Origin of the sequence: Bacillus mobilis (genome assembly GCF_001884045.1) — a bacterium.
Taxonomy (GTDB): domain Bacteria; phylum Bacillota; class Bacilli; order Bacillales; family Bacillaceae_G; genus Bacillus_A; species Bacillus_A mobilis.
Map to the genome: position 1 here is coordinate 33,345 of NZ_MACF01000123.1, position 16,980 is coordinate 50,324.

Annotated in this window: 18 protein-coding genes and 1 other annotated feature; of the genes, 14 read left to right on the plus strand and 4 right to left on the minus strand. The window is 33.5% G+C overall.

Going from position 1 to position 16,980, the window contains the following annotated elements:
• The first annotated feature begins 61 nt into the window (after nt 1-61).
• The 5 genes from BAQ44_RS22875 (at nt 62) to BAQ44_RS22895 (ending at nt 5,852) form a co-directional block, all read left to right on the plus strand.
• Complete coding sequence (locus tag BAQ44_RS22875; RefSeq protein ID WP_071724016.1) at nt 62-745, plus strand: response regulator transcription factor; 684 nt, start codon at nt 62-64, stop codon at nt 743-745.
• Between the two features lie 3 nt (nt 746-748).
• Entirely contained in the window at nt 749-2,107 is a 1,359-nt protein-coding gene (locus BAQ44_RS22880; protein WP_071724018.1) for a sensor histidine kinase, read from the plus strand.
• An 18-nt stretch (nt 2,108-2,125) separates the two neighbouring features.
• Nucleotides 2,126-3,088, plus strand: a complete 963-nt coding sequence (locus tag BAQ44_RS22885) for a PepSY domain-containing protein (RefSeq protein ID WP_071724021.1) — start codon at nt 2,126-2,128, stop codon at nt 3,086-3,088.
• Between the two features lie 107 nt (nt 3,089-3,195).
• Nucleotides 3,196-3,444: a binding site (T-box leader), on the plus strand.
• A gap of 116 nt (nt 3,445-3,560) precedes the next feature.
• Nucleotides 3,561-4,901: a sodium-dependent transporter gene (locus BAQ44_RS22890; protein ID WP_071724023.1), complete on the plus strand. Its 1,341-nt coding sequence runs from the start codon at nt 3,561-3,563 to the stop codon at nt 4,899-4,901.
• 75 nt (nt 4,902-4,976) lie between these two features.
• Nucleotides 4,977-5,852 (plus strand): alpha/beta fold hydrolase, encoded by an 876-nt coding sequence (locus tag BAQ44_RS22895; RefSeq protein WP_071724230.1) that lies wholly within the window; start codon nt 4,977-4,979, stop codon nt 5,850-5,852.
• 39 nt (nt 5,853-5,891) lie between these two features.
• Here the strand turns inward: BAQ44_RS22895 and BAQ44_RS22900 are convergent, their stop codons facing one another.
• Complete coding sequence (locus BAQ44_RS22900; protein ID WP_071724025.1) at nt 5,892-6,467, minus strand: nucleotidyltransferase family protein; 576 nt, start codon at nt 6,465-6,467, stop codon at nt 5,892-5,894.
• A gap of 31 nt (nt 6,468-6,498) precedes the next feature.
• Nucleotides 6,499-7,296 (minus strand): lipid II flippase Amj family protein, encoded by a 798-nt coding sequence (locus BAQ44_RS22905; RefSeq protein WP_063262747.1) that lies wholly within the window; start codon nt 7,294-7,296, stop codon nt 6,499-6,501.
• 191 nt (nt 7,297-7,487) lie between these two features.
• Here BAQ44_RS22905 and BAQ44_RS22910 point away from each other — a divergent pair, with 191 nt between their 5' ends.
• The 6 genes from BAQ44_RS22910 to BAQ44_RS22935 all read left to right on the plus strand — a co-directional run bounded on the left by BAQ44_RS22910 (nt 7,488) and on the right by BAQ44_RS22935 (nt 12,903).
• Nucleotides 7,488-8,153, plus strand: coding sequence for an HAD family hydrolase (locus BAQ44_RS22910; protein ID WP_071724028.1), 666 nt, complete (start codon nt 7,488-7,490; stop codon nt 8,151-8,153).
• Between the two features lie 205 nt (nt 8,154-8,358).
• Nucleotides 8,359-9,804, plus strand: a complete 1,446-nt coding sequence (locus BAQ44_RS22915) for a GntP family permease (RefSeq protein ID WP_071724032.1) — start codon at nt 8,359-8,361, stop codon at nt 9,802-9,804.
• 52 nt (nt 9,805-9,856) lie between these two features.
• Nucleotides 9,857-11,059, plus strand: a complete 1,203-nt coding sequence (eutG, locus tag BAQ44_RS22920; RefSeq protein WP_071724039.1) for an alcohol dehydrogenase EutG — start codon at nt 9,857-9,859, stop codon at nt 11,057-11,059.
• Between the two features lie 147 nt (nt 11,060-11,206).
• Nucleotides 11,207-11,905, plus strand: a complete 699-nt coding sequence (locus BAQ44_RS22925; protein WP_063262750.1) for an aspartate/glutamate racemase family protein — start codon at nt 11,207-11,209, stop codon at nt 11,903-11,905.
• An 87-nt stretch (nt 11,906-11,992) separates the two neighbouring features.
• Nucleotides 11,993-12,466: an SAM-dependent methyltransferase gene (locus BAQ44_RS22930; protein ID WP_063262751.1), complete on the plus strand. Its 474-nt coding sequence runs from the start codon at nt 11,993-11,995 to the stop codon at nt 12,464-12,466.
• Nucleotides 12,463-12,903 (plus strand): GNAT family N-acetyltransferase, encoded by a 441-nt coding sequence (locus BAQ44_RS22935; protein ID WP_061679521.1) that lies wholly within the window; start codon nt 12,463-12,465, stop codon nt 12,901-12,903. Before BAQ44_RS22930 ends, BAQ44_RS22935 begins: the two co-directional genes overlap by 4 nt.
• Nucleotides 12,904-12,960: 57 nt before the next feature.
• Here the strand turns inward: BAQ44_RS22935 and BAQ44_RS22940 are convergent, their stop codons facing one another.
• The gene (locus tag BAQ44_RS22940) at nt 12,961-13,488 is read right to left on the minus strand and encodes an HAD-IIIA family hydrolase (protein WP_071724041.1); all 528 of its coding nucleotides are present in this window, start codon (nt 13,486-13,488) and stop codon (nt 12,961-12,963) included.
• A 30-nt stretch (nt 13,489-13,518) separates the two neighbouring features.
• On the minus strand, nt 13,519-13,947 hold the full coding sequence (locus BAQ44_RS22945) for a GNAT family N-acetyltransferase (protein ID WP_071724043.1): 429 nt from the start codon (nt 13,945-13,947) through the stop codon (nt 13,519-13,521).
• A gap of 153 nt (nt 13,948-14,100) precedes the next feature.
• On the opposite strand from BAQ44_RS22945, the gene BAQ44_RS22950 reads away from it, so the two are divergent.
• The 3 genes from BAQ44_RS22950 to BAQ44_RS22960 all read left to right on the plus strand — a co-directional run bounded on the left by BAQ44_RS22950 (nt 14,101) and on the right by BAQ44_RS22960 (nt 16,874).
• Nucleotides 14,101-14,811 carry an ABC transporter ATP-binding protein gene (locus tag BAQ44_RS22950; RefSeq protein ID WP_063262754.1) on the plus strand — a complete coding sequence of 237 codons (711 nt, stop codon included), beginning with the start codon at nt 14,101-14,103 and terminating at the stop codon, nt 14,809-14,811.
• Entirely contained in the window at nt 14,804-16,003 is a 1,200-nt protein-coding gene (locus tag BAQ44_RS22955) for an ABC transporter permease (protein WP_063262755.1), read from the plus strand. The genes BAQ44_RS22950 and BAQ44_RS22955 overlap by 8 nt, the downstream gene beginning before the upstream one ends.
• A gap of 283 nt (nt 16,004-16,286) precedes the next feature.
• A complete protein-coding gene (locus tag BAQ44_RS22960; RefSeq protein ID WP_061679526.1) occupies nt 16,287-16,874 on the plus strand; it encodes a YpjP family protein in 588 nt (195 codons plus the stop codon).
• The last annotated feature ends 106 nt before the right edge of the window (nt 16,875-16,980 follow it).

Below are 16,980 nucleotides of genomic sequence, written 5' to 3' on the forward strand. Positions count from 1 at the left end.
TTGGAGGAAAGTATTACTTGTTATACTAAAATGGTGCAAATATATATTATAGGAGGCTTTTATGGGAGAAAGGATTTTAATCGTCGAGGATGAAGAAAAAATTGCTCGTGTTGTGCAGTTGGAATTAGAGTTTGAAGGATATGAAAGTGAAATTGCAAAAACAGGTACAGAGGCAATGGAAAAGTTTGGCGATGGTAACTGGGATTTAATATTACTTGATGTAATGCTTCCAAATATAAGTGGGTTAGAAGTACTTCGAAAGATACGTTTGAAAAATGCTGTAATACCTATTATTTTATTAACTGCTCGTGACTCAGTTGTTGATAAAGTAAGTGGCTTAGATCAAGGGGCAAGTGATTATATTACAAAGCCATTTCAAATAGAAGAACTTTTAGCGAGAATTCGTGCTTGTTTAAGAATATCAAACGTAATAAAAGAAGAGGAAAATAGTAGTTATCAAATTGCAGATTTATATTTAGACGAGAAAACACGAGAAGTGAAAAGAGGGAATCATGTAGTGGAATTAACACCACGTGAGTTTGATTTATTACTCTTTTTAATGAAGCATGAAAATCAAGTGTTAAATCGGGAACAAATCGTAACGAATGTTTGGGGATTTGATTATTATGGTGATACAAATGTTGTCGATGTGTATATTCGATATATACGTAAAAAAGTAGATTGTAATGTGGACGTACCACTTATTCACACTGTTAGAGGTGTTGGGTATGTTTTAAAGGTGTAATATATGAAAATTAAAAATAAAATATATTTATTTTCTACAGTATGGTTACTACTTATATTGTTACTTATTAATAGTTCTATATACTTTTTATTTTATAAAGTTACAACGAACGGAGAGTTAGAACGTTTAAAACGTGAGGCAGTACATATTATAGAAGGAATGAATGTAGAATCAGCAAAAAAAATAGACGCAGTAAATTTGTTGCAACCATACTTACCTTCAAACGGTATGATTAGAGTTATTAATGAAAATTCAAAGGTAATGATTAGACAAGAAGTGGACAGTACAAAACCAATCCCAGCAGTAAATACGAAATTTGAAAGAAAAGAATCAGCGGGAATTTATGAGAAAAATGGAGGGAAATTCGCTTATATAAAAATACCAATCATTTGGAATGATGGGAAGATAGTTTTATTGGAAATGACAGAACGTTTAGATAGTTTGCAAGGGAATTTAAATATGTTAAAAAATGTATTGGTAATTGCATCGCTTTTCGTTTTAATTCCGTCTTTTTTTGCGGGAAGAATGTTAAGTAAACTCATTTTAAAACCTGTAAACTCTTTAATACAAACAATGGAGCATATACAAGATAGAGGGATATTCAAAAAAATACCACTTGAGAAAAAATCAAAAGATGAATTGTACAAAATGGGAACGACATTTAATAAAATGATAGATTTATTACATCAAAACTTTGAAAAGCAACAGCAGTTCGTTTCAGATGCTTCACATGAATTGAGAACACCGTTAACTGTTATTGAAAGTTATGCAAAATTATTAAAAAGATGGGGAATGAAAAAACAAGATGTTTTAGAGGAATCTGTAGAAGCGATATACTCCGAGGCAATAAGAATGAAAGGCATGACAAATCAAATGTTACTGCTTGCTAACAGTAGTGCAGAGTGGAAGTTGGAAACGAAAGAATCAGATGTAGTTCGTTTATGCAAGATGACTGCGGAACAACTAGAAAAAACATATAATCGGGATTTTCGTGTTATTACAGAGGAAGAAAAGATTGTTGTAAATATTGATGAACAAAAAATAAAACAAGTATTAGTAGTATTATTGGATAACGCAATGAAATACAGTAAGGATTCAATCGATTTAATAGTAGGAATAAACAAGGAAAGAGTCTTTTTTTCTATTCAAGATTACGGTATGGGAATTCCTAAGGAGGATATACAGAAAGTGTTTGATCGCTTTTTTCGTGTAGATAAAGCGAGGAGTAGGGAAACAGGAGGAACAGGTCTAGGCTTGTCGATTGCGAAACAAATTATTGATGCTCATGAAGGAAATATACAACTGGAAAGTGAAGAGGGAAAATGGACGAAAGTTACCGTATATTTGCCTCGGTTTTTATAAAGAGATAGGAGCTTAAAAATGAAAAAGAAATGGAAGGTTGCATTGTTACTTTGTTTTGTTCTTGTAAGTGTAGCTTTTGTATCACAACGTATTGTCTCTAAGCAAGGAGAAAACATATTATCTGAAAAACAAATTCAGAATATTGTGTCGGAACAGTATCCTGGAAAAATAAAAAATATAAAATTAGTAAACAAAGGAGAACAAGATATATATAAGGTACATCTTTTAAATGAAAAAGGTTCATATGAAATAATAGTAGATGCTCAAAGTGGTAACATAAAACGTGCAAAAGAAATATCATTAAAAAGTAATACAATAACGAAAGAAAAAGCGGAAGAAATAGCACTTCAGAAAGTACAGGGGATAATCAAACAAACTATATTAGAAAAAAGAGATGAGATAGAAGTGTTTGTTATAACGGTAGAAACAAATGCTACTGATAGTACGATAGTTGAGATCGAAAAAACTACCGGAAAAATTCAATTGTTACAGAAACAAACGACAAAAGTTACAGAAGAGCAAGCAAAAGAGATTGCAGTGCAGCAAGTACAAGGGAATGTGAAAGGGATAAGACTAGAGAAAAAGAACGAAAAAAATGTATATGTAATAGAGATAGAGAAAAGTGCAAATGAGAATGTAATGGTAGAAATTGAAGAAGCGACGGGTGCTTTTATTGGTACTTCACAAATACAAAAAGTCGTTACAGAAGAGCAGGCGAAAGAAGTTGCGTTACAAAAAGTACCAGGCGGATTTATCGAGAAGGTAAGTGTAGTCAATATAAATGGTACGTCTACCTACCAAATTATAATAAAAAAACAAACAGAAACGGTTGATGTAAGAATACATACAATAACAGGTGAAGTCATTTCTACTACAGTGGTAAATAACGTTATTCAGCAAAAGGAGTCATCACAACAACGAGATGACGAGGATCAAGAAGAAGGTACTGATGATCACGGTGATGATGATGACGAAGGATAATGAAAAATAAAAAAGGTTTCTCATCAAATTTTAATATAGCTCTTGACAGTTATACATATAACCGATATACTTCATATTAATTTCAAAAGAAAATATATTCTAAATATTAAAATGTGTTGAATAGGAGTAGTAAGGTCGTATATTTGTACAGAGAGCTATGGGTTGGTGTGACATAGTCAAATGACATCCTGAACTCGCCTAGGAGCAGTAAGGTGGAACGGAATCACATTCTTAGTAAATCTTAACGGTTAACCTTCGATATTAGGTTTGTAATCAAACGATTACTACTAAGGTGGATTCATAATGGAATCAATAAGGGTGGTACCGCGTTAAGTAAATGGCTTAGCGTCTCTTTATATAGAGATGCTAGGCCATTTTTTTATTTTATGGAAATAGAAATGGAGGGTTTATTTGGATTGGTTTATAAAATTTAATTATTCATATAAAGTAATTTAACTAGGAGGAAAATAAGATGAAACAGACAGAGCAATGGACTTCGAAATTAGGTTTTATAATGGCTGCAGCAGGATCCGCAATTGGACTTGGCGCAATATGGAAGTTTCCTTATATCGCTGGGAAAAGCGGGGGAGGAGCATTCTTTCTTATATTTATATTATTTACTGTATTAATTGGGCTACCGCTACTTATAGCTGAATTTATGATTGGACGCAGTACGCAGAAACAAGCAGTTGGCGCATTTAAAAGTATCGCGCCAAATACAGGATGGCACTGGATTGGACGCCTTGGCGTTGGAACGTGTTTTATACTACTTTCGTTTTATAGTGTTGTAGGTGGATGGGTGTTAATTTATTTATTCAGAGGAGTAACGGGACAACTTATTACTCCGGGACAAAATTACGGAGCATTATTTACTGAAACAATTGGAAATCCTGCTTGGGCGATTATGGGACATTTCGCTTTTATGCTTATTACGATTTGGGTTGTATCAAAAGGAGTACAAAATGGAATTGAAAAAGCAAGTAAATATATGTTGCCAGCATTGTTTGTTTTATTTGTTGCTCTTATTATTCGTTCATTAACACTTGATAATGCAATACAAGGTGTGAAGTTTTTCTTACAACCAGACTTCTCAAAGATTACTTCAGAAAGTATTTTATTCGCAATGGGTCAATCATTCTTTGCGATTAGTATCGGGATTTCGATTATGGTCACGTATAGTTCCTATTTAAATAAAAAAGAAAGTTTACCAAAATCAGCAATAACAATTGTTGGATTGAATTTATTTGTTTCATTATTTGCAGGTCTTGCTATTTTTCCGGCCGTATTTTCATTAGGAATGGAGCCGACAGAAGGGCCTGGGTTGTTATTTATCGTATTACCATCTGTATTTAGTCAAATTCCATTCGGCGGATTTTTCTTAACAGTATTTCTTGCACTATTTACATTTGCGACATTAACATCGGCATTTTCTCTACTAGAGACAGTTGTTTCAGCATTAGCAAATGGTGAACAAGAAAAGAGAACGAAATTATCATGGATGATTGGTTTCGGTATTTTCTTAGTAGGTATACCATCAGCATTATCATTTGGAGTATGGAGTGATATTACGATTTTCGGAAAGAATATTTTTGATGCAGTAGACTTCTTATCTAGTAATATATTAATGCCACTTGGAGCGCTATTTATTAGTATTTTCGTTTCATTCAAAATGGAAAAGAAGGTGCTAGAAGCAGAGTTTTTTGTAGGTGGTAATTATGGAAAGAAAGTATTTATTTGTTGGGCTTTCTTACTTCGATTTGTAGCACCGCTCGCAATCATCATCGTCTTTTTAAATGTAATAGGGATTATTTAGGGTGAAATGTTATAATATTCAGTAAAAAAGAAGGTGACGATCATAAAGGCGAATTTGATAGAAGCAGGGAAATACATGAATATTAGAGGCAAAAAGCTATACGTTGAAACGCATGGAAACCCTAAAAATAAACCAGTCCTATACTTGCATGGTGGACCAGGAGAAAGTTGCTATGATTTTTCATTTCATCAAGCGGAAAGATTAAAAGATTCGTTATTTGTAATTATGATAGATCAAAGAGGTGTATGTCGCTCAGAAGAAATTACTGAAGACGAAGCTTTTGGATTACATGATTTGATTGAAGACTGTGAGGAACTAAAAAAAGTATTACAAATTGAGAAGTGGTCTGTAATTGGACACTCTTTCGGTGGATATGTAGCTTTGTTATATGCATCGAGATATCCAAGTTCAATAGAGAAAATCATATTTGAAGGGCCAACTTTCGATTTTGCATTAACAAGTAGAGCCTTGTTACAAAAGACAGGAAACTTATTAAAAAAGTATGGGAAAGAAAAAGTAGCAGAAGAGTCTATCGCTTATTCATCTAGCAATGCGAGTTCAGAAGAGTTGCTGGAAGCCTATATAAGATTAAGCAATGAATTAGAAGAAAAAAGAATGGAGATTTACAATTATAAGGAAGATGTGACGGACGAGAGTTTATATAGTGATGAAGAGTGGGAAGAATTTTCAAATCGCTCTAAGATTCATTTTGATAGATTAAAAGTAGAAGGAGCATTTCATACTTCATTATTACGAAAAATAAAAGATGTACAAAATCCAATGTTATTAATTGTAGGAAAATACGATGTAGTAACGTGCGAAAAACAAATTGAAATATTTAATAAAGATGCCCAAAGTGGGAATTATATTGTATTCGAAGAGAGTGGTCATACACCGCATTATGAGGAAGCAGATCGATATGCAGAATTAGTCATTCAGTTTTTGAAATAAAGTAGAAAGGGAGCTTCGTATAATGCGAAGCTCCCATTTTTATATTTTGGGATAAGTAATTGTAATGTTAGGCCATTTGTTTTGCCAATTCTTTTTAGTAACCCTAGCATTGTACATATGTAATCGTTCTTTGGTTTCAAGAAAATGATCTGTTGGCCTCACTCGTAAGGAAAGAACATCTTCAATACCGCACGGAGCTGTTAATATAACTTTGTTTTTTTCGTCTAATGTAACCCCTAAAGCCGTTGCAGTTTCAGGAAATTTAGAAATAGCATCAACAGAGGAGGAATATGGTGGCATATTATTCACTACATGCATACGAGCTTGATTTTTTACAGACCAAGGGATCGTAGAATCAATATTCTTTAATTTCGTTTCTAATGATTGTTCGTATATCTCATCTTTATGTAGACTATCATAATAAATCACATCAACATCAGGCATAGCTGTTTTAGCTTCATAGTTATGTAAAGTGTCCCAAATTTTAGAGCGGACAAATCCGGCGCAAATCCACCAATCAGGTAAATTTAGTGATTTTGCCATTTGTAATACGTTCATCATCCATTCGTCGTTTTCAATTAAGTGAATTATATCTTGCTCTGTTTGTATAGTCATTTGTTATCCCACCTACTATTTTTATAGAGGACTAATTCATCAGTTTAATAATCCATGTGATCCAGTAAGCACCTGGTATGAATAATAGTTGTGCTAATAATGTACCGAAAAGTCTAGAAATCATTAGCCAACCATACATTTTACTCATTGCTTCTGCACCTTCTTCTGATTGAAGAGCTCGCTCTGTTAAAAGAGCGATACGTGGATCAAGCAGCACAGTTAATAAAATAGTAGCGAAACCATTAATAAGGCCAGAAGCTGTAGTAGCTTTTGTTGCGTAATCTGGAAGTAAAAAGGAAGCGTATAGAGCTGAAAGGACACCAGCTGTATAAATTGCAGTAGCAAACATATTAATAAGCATAATACGTTTTGGAATACCACCGATACGCAGTCTATGAATCATTTCTAATTTTGGAAAGCGTACGTATTTTCTTGTGTACTTTAATTTTTGAATGTTATTTGTTTTCATCATTCGAATGAAAGAACCATCTGTTTCAAAGTTTTGAATGACATATCCAAATAATTTGGTCAGAGTTGGATACAGTATAATCGCAAGTAAAGTACCGACAGAGGCGGATAATAGAACAAGCCGTATAGTATGTTCTAAATTAATGGAAGCGTCTCGTTTTGCCTCATCGACAATTCCGCCGATTAAAAAGGCTTGTAGCATGTTAGATGTTCTTGATATAAGTAACACCATGCCTACGACAGACAAAGCAACAGCAATTCTCTTTAAACGCACTCCAGCTAATCGAATACTATAAGAGCTCGTTTCAACCGCGTGAATAACAATTGTGAAAACCATTATAACAATTAACGTTATTGACATTAGATTCACCAGTTTCTATTAAAATAATTGTAACTTTTTTACTTTATCATATCTATTACACTTTGTAACTGAAAGTATGTGACATAGCAGAAATAATTTTTCGAAAAGATAAATAATGGTAGTATAGTAAAAGGTGGGCATGAAAAGCCTTCCATATAATATGTAAAGTAAATAGGAGCGGGGGATTAAACTTGTATACAACATTTCTATTTGATTTAGATGGAACATTGACGGATCCGAAAGAAGGAATTGTAAATTCAGTATTGTATGCATTAAAGAAGCTTGGAATTGAAGAATTACATGTAAGCGAGTTAGATTCATTTATTGGTCCACCCATCCAGCAATCATTTGTAGAGAGATACAATATGAATGAAGGAGAAGTTGAACGAGCTGTTTTTTATTTTAGAGAGTATTTACAGCAGCGTGGATTGTTAGAAAATAATGTTTACGATGGTATTCCAAATCTCTTAAAACAATTAAAAGATACAGGAAATCGTTTATTTATAGCCACTTCAAAACCTACTATATTTGCTGAACAAGTTATAGAACATTTTCAACTAACGAAGTATTTCGAAGATATCATTGGAAGTAATTTAGATGGTACGAGAATAAAAAAAGAAGAAATTATTTCTCATATTTTACAAACAAATAAAGAACTTAATAAAGAAGACATTGTTATGATTGGAGATAGAAAGCACGATATAATCGGTGCGAATCATAATGGAATTCCTTCAATTGGCGTTTTATACGGTTATGGTAGTAAAACAGAATTGACTGAAGTTGGTGCGACTCATATAGTAAAGGATGTAAAAGAACTACATCATTTTTGTTTAGAAAATAGTTTAGTAAAGAAGTAAATATAGAGACTAAAAATCCCTTTATAACGTATGATGATCAAATCGTATTTGTTTAAAGGGATTTTTCATATGTAATCGAATATGTATAATTAGACATTTTTAGCATGAAAAATTTGTATGAATAAGAGGAGGGATGTCAGAATCAAAAGATTAGTAGAAATTTATCTATAAAAGTTTGAATTTTCTGTTTAAAGGAGGGGTATAATTGGAGCTAGTTATTATATTATTAGCACTTAGTTTACTAATGTTTGTAGCATATAAAGGGTTTTCTGTTATTTTATTTGCACCGATATTTGCATTATTTGCGGTATTTTTGACAGAGCCTAGTTTTGTATTACCTTTCTTTTCGAATATTTTTATGGAGAAAATGGTAGGTTTTATTAAACTATATTTCCCTGTATTTTTACTTGGGGCAATATTTGGGAAAGTAGTAGAAATGTCAGGAATTGCAGACTCGATTGCAAAGTCAATTATAGAGTTAGTTGGTGAAAAACGTACGATTTTAGCGATTGTATTAATGGGTGCGATCTTAACGTATAGTGGCGTTAGTGTGTACGTAGTAGTGTTTGCTATATATCCGTTCGCAGCTAAGCTGTTTCGACAAGCGAATATTCCGAAGCGTTTAATCCCTGGAACGATTGTACTTGGAGCGGTCACGTTTACAATGGATGCGCTACCTGGATCACCACAAATTCAAAACGTGATTCCTACAACGTTTTTTAAAACAGACATTTATGCTGCGCCGATACTTGGTATTGTAGGGGCAATTTTTGTACTCACGTTAGGATTATTATATTTAGAGAGTAGACGTAAGAAGGCGAAGGCAGCAGGAGAAGGGTATTTTGGTTTTAACGATGGGGATACTGAAATGGCAGCTTCTTTGCAAGTGCAAGTAGAACAAAAAGATATGCCATTACTGAAAAGCATTGAAATTACAAGAGTTCAGCAAGTAATTGCTTTTATACCACTTATTTTAGTAGGTGTAATGAATAAAGTTTTCACTATTATGATACCGAAGTGGTATCCGAATGGTTTTGATTTTTCTGCAATTGGTATGAAAGCATTTGGAAAAGTAGAATTAAGTGCAGTAGTTGGAATTTGGTCAGTAGAATTGGCACTTATTATAGGTATTGTAACAACGTTATTATTATATTGGAAACGAGTAGTAACAGGGTTTCAAGCTGGATTGAATACAAGTATTGGTGGAGCGTTACTTGCAACGATGAATACAGGAGCTGAGTTTGGATTCGGTGGTGTCATCGCAGCACTTCCAGGATTTGCGATTATGAGAGATGGTATTTCTGCCACATTCACAAATCCTCTAGTGAATGGAGCAGTCACGACGAATATTTTAGCTGGAATTACAGGTTCTGCATCAGGAGGAATGGGGATCGTTTTAAGTGCAATGGGAGATAAGTTTATTGCAGCGGCCAATCAATTTGATATTCCATTAGAAGTAATGCACCGCATCGTATCAATGGCATCAGGAGGAATGGATACATTACCACATAACGGAGCAATTATTACTATTCTTACAGTAACAGGTTTAACACATAAACAGTCATATAAAGATATTTTTGCTATTACAATTTTGAAAACGGTTGCTGTATTTTTAGTTATTGCATTCTATACAGTAACAGGAATTTATTAAGTCGATATTTTATAAATTAAAACATTAATTAGGGTAAGAAGGGGTGGAGTACTTGCAAGAAGTTGCTGAGTTTCGTATGCCGAAGTCTGTATTATATGGAAGAAATTCGCTTGAAAAGCTGGGGGAACAATCTAAGAAGTTGGGGAAAAGAGCATTTATAGTTACGGATACAATTATGGAGGATTTAGGATATGTTGAGAGGTGTATACAACAATTAAGTACGAAAGGTATAACTGTTATTACATATAATAAAGTAAATGCTGAGCCTACCAATATACACGTGTTAGAAGCGTTAACTCTTTGTAAAGAAGGACAGTGTGATTTTATTATCGGTATTGGTGGTGGAAGTTGTATCGATGCTGCGAAAGCAGTTGCGGTGTTATTTACAAATGGTGGAGAAGTGGAAGATTACGTCCAAAAGAATATGGAAATAGACAATGATCCGCTACCACTTATTGCAATCCCAACAACTTCTGGTACTGGATCGGAAGTAACAAGTGTAGCAGTAATTACGAATAAACGAACAGAAGTAAAAATGATGATGAAGCATCCAAATTTCACCCCACAAGTAGCGATTATTGACCCAATTTTAACACGTTCGGTACCACCGCATATTACAGCAGCAACAGGGATAGATGCATTATGTCATGCAGTCGAAGCATATATTTCTAAAGTTTCACAATCACTTACCGATGTACTTGCACTTTCCGCAATTGAAAGTATTATGAAATATTTACGTATTGCATATGAAGATGGAGAGAATATGGAGGCAAGAGAAGCGATGATGATTGCGTCCTTACAAGCTGGAATCGCATTTTCAAATGCATCTGTTACTCTAGTTCATGGAATGTCCAGGCCAGTAGGAGCGATATTTCATGTGCCACACGGAATATCGAATGCAATACTATTACCTACAGTTTTAGAATATACAAAAGTTAATGCAGTAAAAAGACTAGCGAAAATTGGACGTTGTTTAAATAAAGATTTGTATTCCTATTGTGATGAAGAAGTAGCAGACTACACGCTGAGGGAAATAAAAAAACTTTGTTTTGATCTCCGAATTCCAAACTTAAAAGAATACGGAATTGGTGAAGTTGAATTTGAAAAAGCTATTTCTAAAATGGCATCAGATGCAATTGAAAGTGGAAGTCCAGCAAATAATCCACGTGTGCCATCATATGATGAAATTAAACAGTTGTATCGAGAGTGTTTTCATTATCAATATGAAGATTCTATAAAAACATTAGATAATTAATTTCAGAATATTCTTATAAAATTTCCTTGGAAATAGTTAAAACAAGACTTTATATTACAAACGTAAAGTCTTGTTTTATTATGTATAATATACATAATAAAATGTTGTGATTAGTTTTAAAAAACAGTATAAGGTGGGTGTTGTGTAATGAAAACAATAGGTTTAATTGGTGGCATGAGCTGGGAATCAACTTCTGAATATTATCGAATCATAAATGAAGAAATAAAAGAGAGATTAGGAGGATTACATTCAGCAAAATGTATGATTAATAGTGTAGACTTTGAAGAGATTGAACGATTCCAGTCTAGCGGAGATTGGGATGGAGCAGGAGAAATATTAGGAAATGCAGCATATTCGTTACAGAGAGGGGGAGCAGATTTTATTATTATTTGCACAAATACAATGCATAAAGTAGTTGAGAAAATAAAGGAGAATATTCATATTCCAGTCTTACATATCGCTGATGCAACTGCAAAAGAAATGAAAAGGAAAGATATTCAAAAGGTTGGTTTACTTGGAACTAAATATACAATGGAGCAAGACTTTTATAAATTACGCATAGAAGAAAATCATATAAAAGTAATGGTTCCATCAAAAAAGGATAGAGAAAAGATAAACGAAGTCATATATACAGAATTGTGTTTAGGAAAGATAACATCTTCATCTAGGGAGTATTATAAAAGAGTTATAGAAGAGCTAGTACAAGAAGGGGCACAAGGAATTATATTAGGTTGTACAGAAATAGGATTATTAATAAAGCAGGAAGACGTATCTATTCCGATATTTGACACAGCTCATATACATGCAGTTGAAGCTGTTAATTTCGCTTTACAAAATAGATTATAATTATATTATGTAACCTAATTCGCGTTTGTGGAAAACATTCAGAAAATATTTTATAATGTAAGTGGTTACATTTAAGGGGGAATGCGTATGTTTTCAGTTCAACCAATCGCATTTGTACATAATGAAAGAAAGGAAATAAAAGATGATGAGTGGGGAGAAGTAAGATCTTATATTACTTTAACTGAAATGTATACAGAGGAAAGTATACAAGGGATTGAAGATTTTTCTCACATTGAAGTTGTTTTTTACTTTCATAAAGTAACTGATGAACAAATTCAATATTTTGCTAGACATCCTAGAAATAATAATGATTATCCTAAAGTAGGCATTTTTGCACAACGCGGGAAAAATCGCCCGAATCGTATAGGAGCAACAATTGTAAAGGTGATCAAAAGAGAAGGCAAATCAATTATTGTTGAGGGGTTAGATGCTATTGATGGCACCCCTATATTGGATATAAAGCCGATAATGAAAGAGTTTATGCCGAAAGAAGAAATTGTACAGCCTAAATGGGCAACAGATATAATGAGACAGTATTGGAAGGGGAATGGAATAAAATGAGAATATATGAGGCAACAATTGCAGATTTAGATGGACTAGCATCAGTTTTTAATAACTATCGTATGTTTTATAGACAAGATTCCGATTTAGAAGGAGCAAAAGTATTTTTACGAAATCGAATCGAGAGAAAAGAATCCGTTATTTTCGTAGCAGTTGAAGACGGTGAATATATTGGTTTCACACAATTATATCCATCATTTTCTTCCATTTCGATGAAAGAATTATGGATATTAAATGATCTGTTTGTACAAGCCACTAAGCGCGGAGCAGGAACAGGTAAAAAATTACTAGAAGCTGCTAAAGAATTTGCCTTAGAAAATGGTGCAAAAGGTGTAAAATTACAAACGGAAATCGATAATTTATCAGCGCAGCGATTATACGCTGAAAATGGTTATTTGAGAGATAATCGTTATTTCCATTATGAATTAACATTTTAAAGAAATATAAGATTAAAAGAGACGTTTTTATTGTGAAAACGTCTCTTTTAATTTGTATTATAGTTGATTTAAAACCCAATTTGTAGCATCTTCAAAGTTTTCTGCAATGTAGTTTGGTTCAATATGTGCCCATTTGTCTCGGTACGTATGTAAAGCATCATATCCAGCGCCTGTTCGAACTAATATCGTCGTTGCATGTACTGTTGCTCCTGCAACGATATCAGTCCAGCGATCACCAATTACAGCGCATTTTGTTAAAGTAAGCCCATGTTTTTCGGCTGCTTGTAGCAGCATACCTGTACTTGGTTTGCGGCATTCACAACCATCACCGTGTTTATGAGGACATACGTAAATATCATCAAAGCCGAACCCTTTTAATTCTTTTGCAAAATCAGCAACAGTCGCTATCCCATCCGCGATACCTGGCTGGTTTGTGAAAGAGAAAATTTTTATATTTTGAGCTTTTAGTTTTTGCAGAGCTGCTTTTGTAAAAGGAAATAATGTAAAAGAACCTGGATAATGTATTGTAGTGTCACCACCGATTGTACCGTCACGATCAATAAAAATAGCTTCGATGTTTGTCATATTTTTTAGTCCTTTCCATTTATAGATAGTTTAAAAATGTTTTACAAATCGATATCCATTCACTTCATATCCTAATTTTTTGTAAAAGGGATGTGCTTCTACTTTATTTGTTCCACTAACTAGCCATGTACCAATGCAATTATGTTTTTTTGCTAATTGTTCTGCATAATCCATTAATGCTTGTCCAATGCCTTTCCTCCGTATTGTAGAATCAACGCTAATGATTGAAATTTCCCCATAACGAGTTATATCTTCTAAATTTTCACGTATACGAAACCCAAGTAATCCGTATATAGTGTCTTCTTCATAAACATATAAAAAATCAAAGGGACTCATTTGTACGAATTGTAATCGGTTGTTCATATCTTCATAGGAAATAGAGGAACCTTTTAATTCTTTCGTTAAAGAACAAAGTGCATCTATATCGTCTATCGTAGCTTCACGTATATGAAAGGACATATTATCCACTCCAATAAAATGTAATCAAACGTTAAGTATTCTACTAAAAGATATTTATTCCTGCTATGAAAATGAATATTTTATAATGATATATAGATAGTTATATGTTATTCTTTTCCTTGATTGTATTGGAAATGGAAAGAAGGGGAATGTATGTTAGACGTGAATATCCGTTCTGCCGGATATGATATAGGGGAAAAGACAATTCATGATATTGCCTTTTCGATTGAAAAAGGTGAATTAGTTGCACTTATTGGTGCGAATGGTGCTGGGAAGAGTACGACGATTAAAACAATGCTCGGTTTACTTGTAAATATGAATGGTGAAATATCATTCGGTGAAAAAAAGAACCCTTATGCATATGTGCCGGAGCATCCGACATATTATGATTATTTAACGCTCTGGGAACATATTGAACTATTAATGGCTGCTCGTGAGAATGAGGGAGGAAGCTGGGAAAGGAAAGCTGAAGAATTATTGCTTATGTTTCGAATGGATAAACATAAACATGAGTATTTATCAAAGTTTTCAAAAGGAATGAAACAAAAATCGATGCTTATTTTGGCGTTTTTAACTGAACCAGATTTTTATATCATTGATGAACCTTTTATCGGCTTAGATCCAGTAGCTACGAAAGAGTTTTTAAGTTATTTATATAAAGAGAAAGAACGCGGCGCAGGAATCTTACTTTGTACGCATGTATTAGATACAGCTGAAAGAATTTGTGAGAGATTTTTACTCATTTCACAAGGTACATTAGTCGCAGATGGACATTTAGAATCTATTCAAAAGTTAGCTGAAATGCCAGGTAGTTCATTGTTAGACTGTTTTGATGTAATCGTTAGGCGTGAACAGCATGATTAAACAACAATTTTATAAAAGATTGCGCCATGAAATGGGGCGTAAATGGAAGTCCATACGTTCTATAACTGATTGGACAGTTGCATTATATATTATTATTCCAGCACTTATATTTATAGGAATTTATTATCGTTCACTATGGATAGAAGAATTATCGATGGGGGAGACAGTTTATTTCGGATTAGGTCTACTTGTATTTTATGTGATTACATATTCAAGAGGAGTTCGCTCATTTTTTGAACAAGCGGATAGTTTGTTTTTAATTTCATACCCCGCTCATATGCAAAAGTTAATGCAGTACGGTATGACATATACGTTTATTCGAATAGCGATTACGAATGTAGTGGTAGTAGTTGCTATGTTACCAGTGTTGATGAAAAGTATCGGAGTGACGAAGATACAAGTCGTATTATTTTGGTTATTCTTTACAGTATTTCGATTTATGTTGTCGTTATTAACGAGATTTATTCATGTACGAGTGGGGAAACGATGGCTACTCTGGATTATAAAAAATGTAATATCTTCTATAAGTCTATCCTTTTTTGGATTGAGTCTGTTTCTTATTTATAAAAATCCATTTTATGCTATACCAAGTATCGGTCTAGCAGTTTTTCTAATTATCGTATTGATAAAAGAAAAACGAAATTATAAAAATTGCTTTTTTAAAGAAATTGAGAAAGAGAAAGAAGAGAGTATGCGTTGGACGAGTGGGATTATGCAAGTTGGTGGTCATACAGCTAAACCGAGTAGTTCAAATAAAAAACCGTGGATGTTTCCGCGTTCTAAAAAGTTATTAGGGAAGAAAAAAGATTCTCGTATTGTTGAATCCTTTTTAAAAGAATTTTTCCGTACAAGTAGTGCACGAATATTTTATATTCAAATTGTTTGTATAAGTACTGTTAGTATTATCATGAGTCCGAGGTGGATTGCAGCTATTATTCTTGCATTTGCTTTAGTTGGAATTTCTCGTTATGCGCGCGATTATTGGAATGAATTTACGAAAAAAATGTTTCTTCATTTATATTGTGATGAAGGAAAATTATTATTGTTAAGATGGAAGGCAGATCGCTATTTATTACTTCCAGTACTACTTTTGTATGGAATAGTGATCCTTTCTCATTTTTATTTATTACCAGCTGTAATTGCCGGGGTTATTTTTATAGTATGGATTGGTTGGATTGTATTTTTACCGTAAAAAAAGAGCCTAAAAACGGCTCTTTTTTTAATCTGTTACACATTGATAAAGAAAATATACTAAAACGAGTATGCTTGCGGCGGAATACATGACATCTAAAGTCATCTGATTGCCTCCTCATTGTTGTTGTATTTATATTGTATGAAATCTTACAATTGCATATTCAAGTGAAAAATATGTGAACGTTAACAAAATTGTAAAGTGCAAAAATTACAATCATTTTGTATAATAGAAGGAACAACCGTTATATAAAACATAATGAGTGAAAGGGGAGGGAACATACATGCCAAATTGGTTTAGAAAAACCTTAGTCGCATTAATTACCGTATTTACATTTGGTCTAGTGACGCCTCCTTCCATATTGCTTGATAATGCCAAAGCTGCGGACAAGCCTACGAGCACAGCTGGGCAACAAAATTTGGAGAGTACGTCCTATACATATGAAGAAACGAATGATAGGTTAACCACAGATACTTTTATTACGTACGCAATGCAAGAAGCAGAGAAGCAGTCGATGCAAAAGTTTGGCACTAAAATTGGTCCAGTAATTGAAGATGAGTTTAAAGATGTAATATTACCGAAAATTGAAGAGGCAATTGCTGAGCTTGCAAGTGATGTACCAGAAGAGTCATTACAATCATTAGCGATTTCTCAAAGGCCAGCTGGCGGAAATAATGAAAAGATTTTTCATGTGTATGACACGAAATCAGGAGATGACTTATTACGATTTCATGTAAGAAGGGATCATCCACCGCAAGATGGTTATTATTTTAATTTCCACTATCACCGTTTTGATGATGGGTACTCTGGACACCATGAGTTAGGAAATATTTATTGGAATACGAATGTACCACCAAAATGGCTTTCTTAAAAAGAACAAGAGAAAAATCTTGTTCTTTTTTATTTTTGTAGAAGGGTAAGACAACTATCTTGTTGAATAAGATAGGTTTAGAAAAAAGAAGCAAAGGGAGTATGGG

Excerpts from the sequence above, each read along its gene's own strand:
- BAQ44_RS22955 (WP_063262755.1), top strand. The coding sequence starts at position 14,804 with ATGATTAAACAACAATTTTATAAAAGATTGCGCCATGAAATGGGGCGT.
- BAQ44_RS22900 (WP_071724025.1), bottom strand. The coding sequence starts at position 6,467 with ATGACTATACAAACAGAGCAAGATATAATTCACTTAATTGAAAACGAC.
- BAQ44_RS22945 (WP_071724043.1), bottom strand. The coding sequence starts at position 13,947 with ATGTCCTTTCATATACGTGAAGCTACGATAGACGATATAGATGCACTT.
- BAQ44_RS22960 (WP_061679526.1), top strand. The coding sequence starts at position 16,287 with ATGCCAAATTGGTTTAGAAAAACCTTAGTCGCATTAATTACCGTATTT.
- BAQ44_RS22895 (WP_071724230.1), top strand. The coding sequence starts at position 4,977 with ATGAATATTAGAGGCAAAAAGCTATACGTTGAAACGCATGGAAACCCT.
- BAQ44_RS22935 (WP_061679521.1), top strand. The coding sequence starts at position 12,463 with ATGAGAATATATGAGGCAACAATTGCAGATTTAGATGGACTAGCATCA.
- BAQ44_RS22880 (WP_071724018.1), top strand. The coding sequence starts at position 749 with ATGAAAATTAAAAATAAAATATATTTATTTTCTACAGTATGGTTACTA.
- BAQ44_RS22950 (WP_063262754.1), top strand. The coding sequence starts at position 14,101 with ATGTTAGACGTGAATATCCGTTCTGCCGGATATGATATAGGGGAAAAG.
- BAQ44_RS22930 (WP_063262751.1), top strand. The coding sequence starts at position 11,993 with ATGTTTTCAGTTCAACCAATCGCATTTGTACATAATGAAAGAAAGGAA.
- BAQ44_RS22905 (WP_063262747.1), bottom strand. The coding sequence starts at position 7,296 with ATGTCAATAACGTTAATTGTTATAATGGTTTTCACAATTGTTATTCAC.
- BAQ44_RS22890 (WP_071724023.1), top strand. The coding sequence starts at position 3,561 with ATGAAACAGACAGAGCAATGGACTTCGAAATTAGGTTTTATAATGGCT.
- BAQ44_RS22925 (WP_063262750.1), top strand. The coding sequence starts at position 11,207 with ATGAAAACAATAGGTTTAATTGGTGGCATGAGCTGGGAATCAACTTCT.
- BAQ44_RS22885 (WP_071724021.1), top strand. The coding sequence starts at position 2,126 with ATGAAAAAGAAATGGAAGGTTGCATTGTTACTTTGTTTTGTTCTTGTA.
- BAQ44_RS22875 (WP_071724016.1), top strand. The coding sequence starts at position 62 with ATGGGAGAAAGGATTTTAATCGTCGAGGATGAAGAAAAAATTGCTCGT.
- BAQ44_RS22940 (WP_071724041.1), bottom strand. The coding sequence starts at position 13,488 with ATGACAAACATCGAAGCTATTTTTATTGATCGTGACGGTACAATCGGT.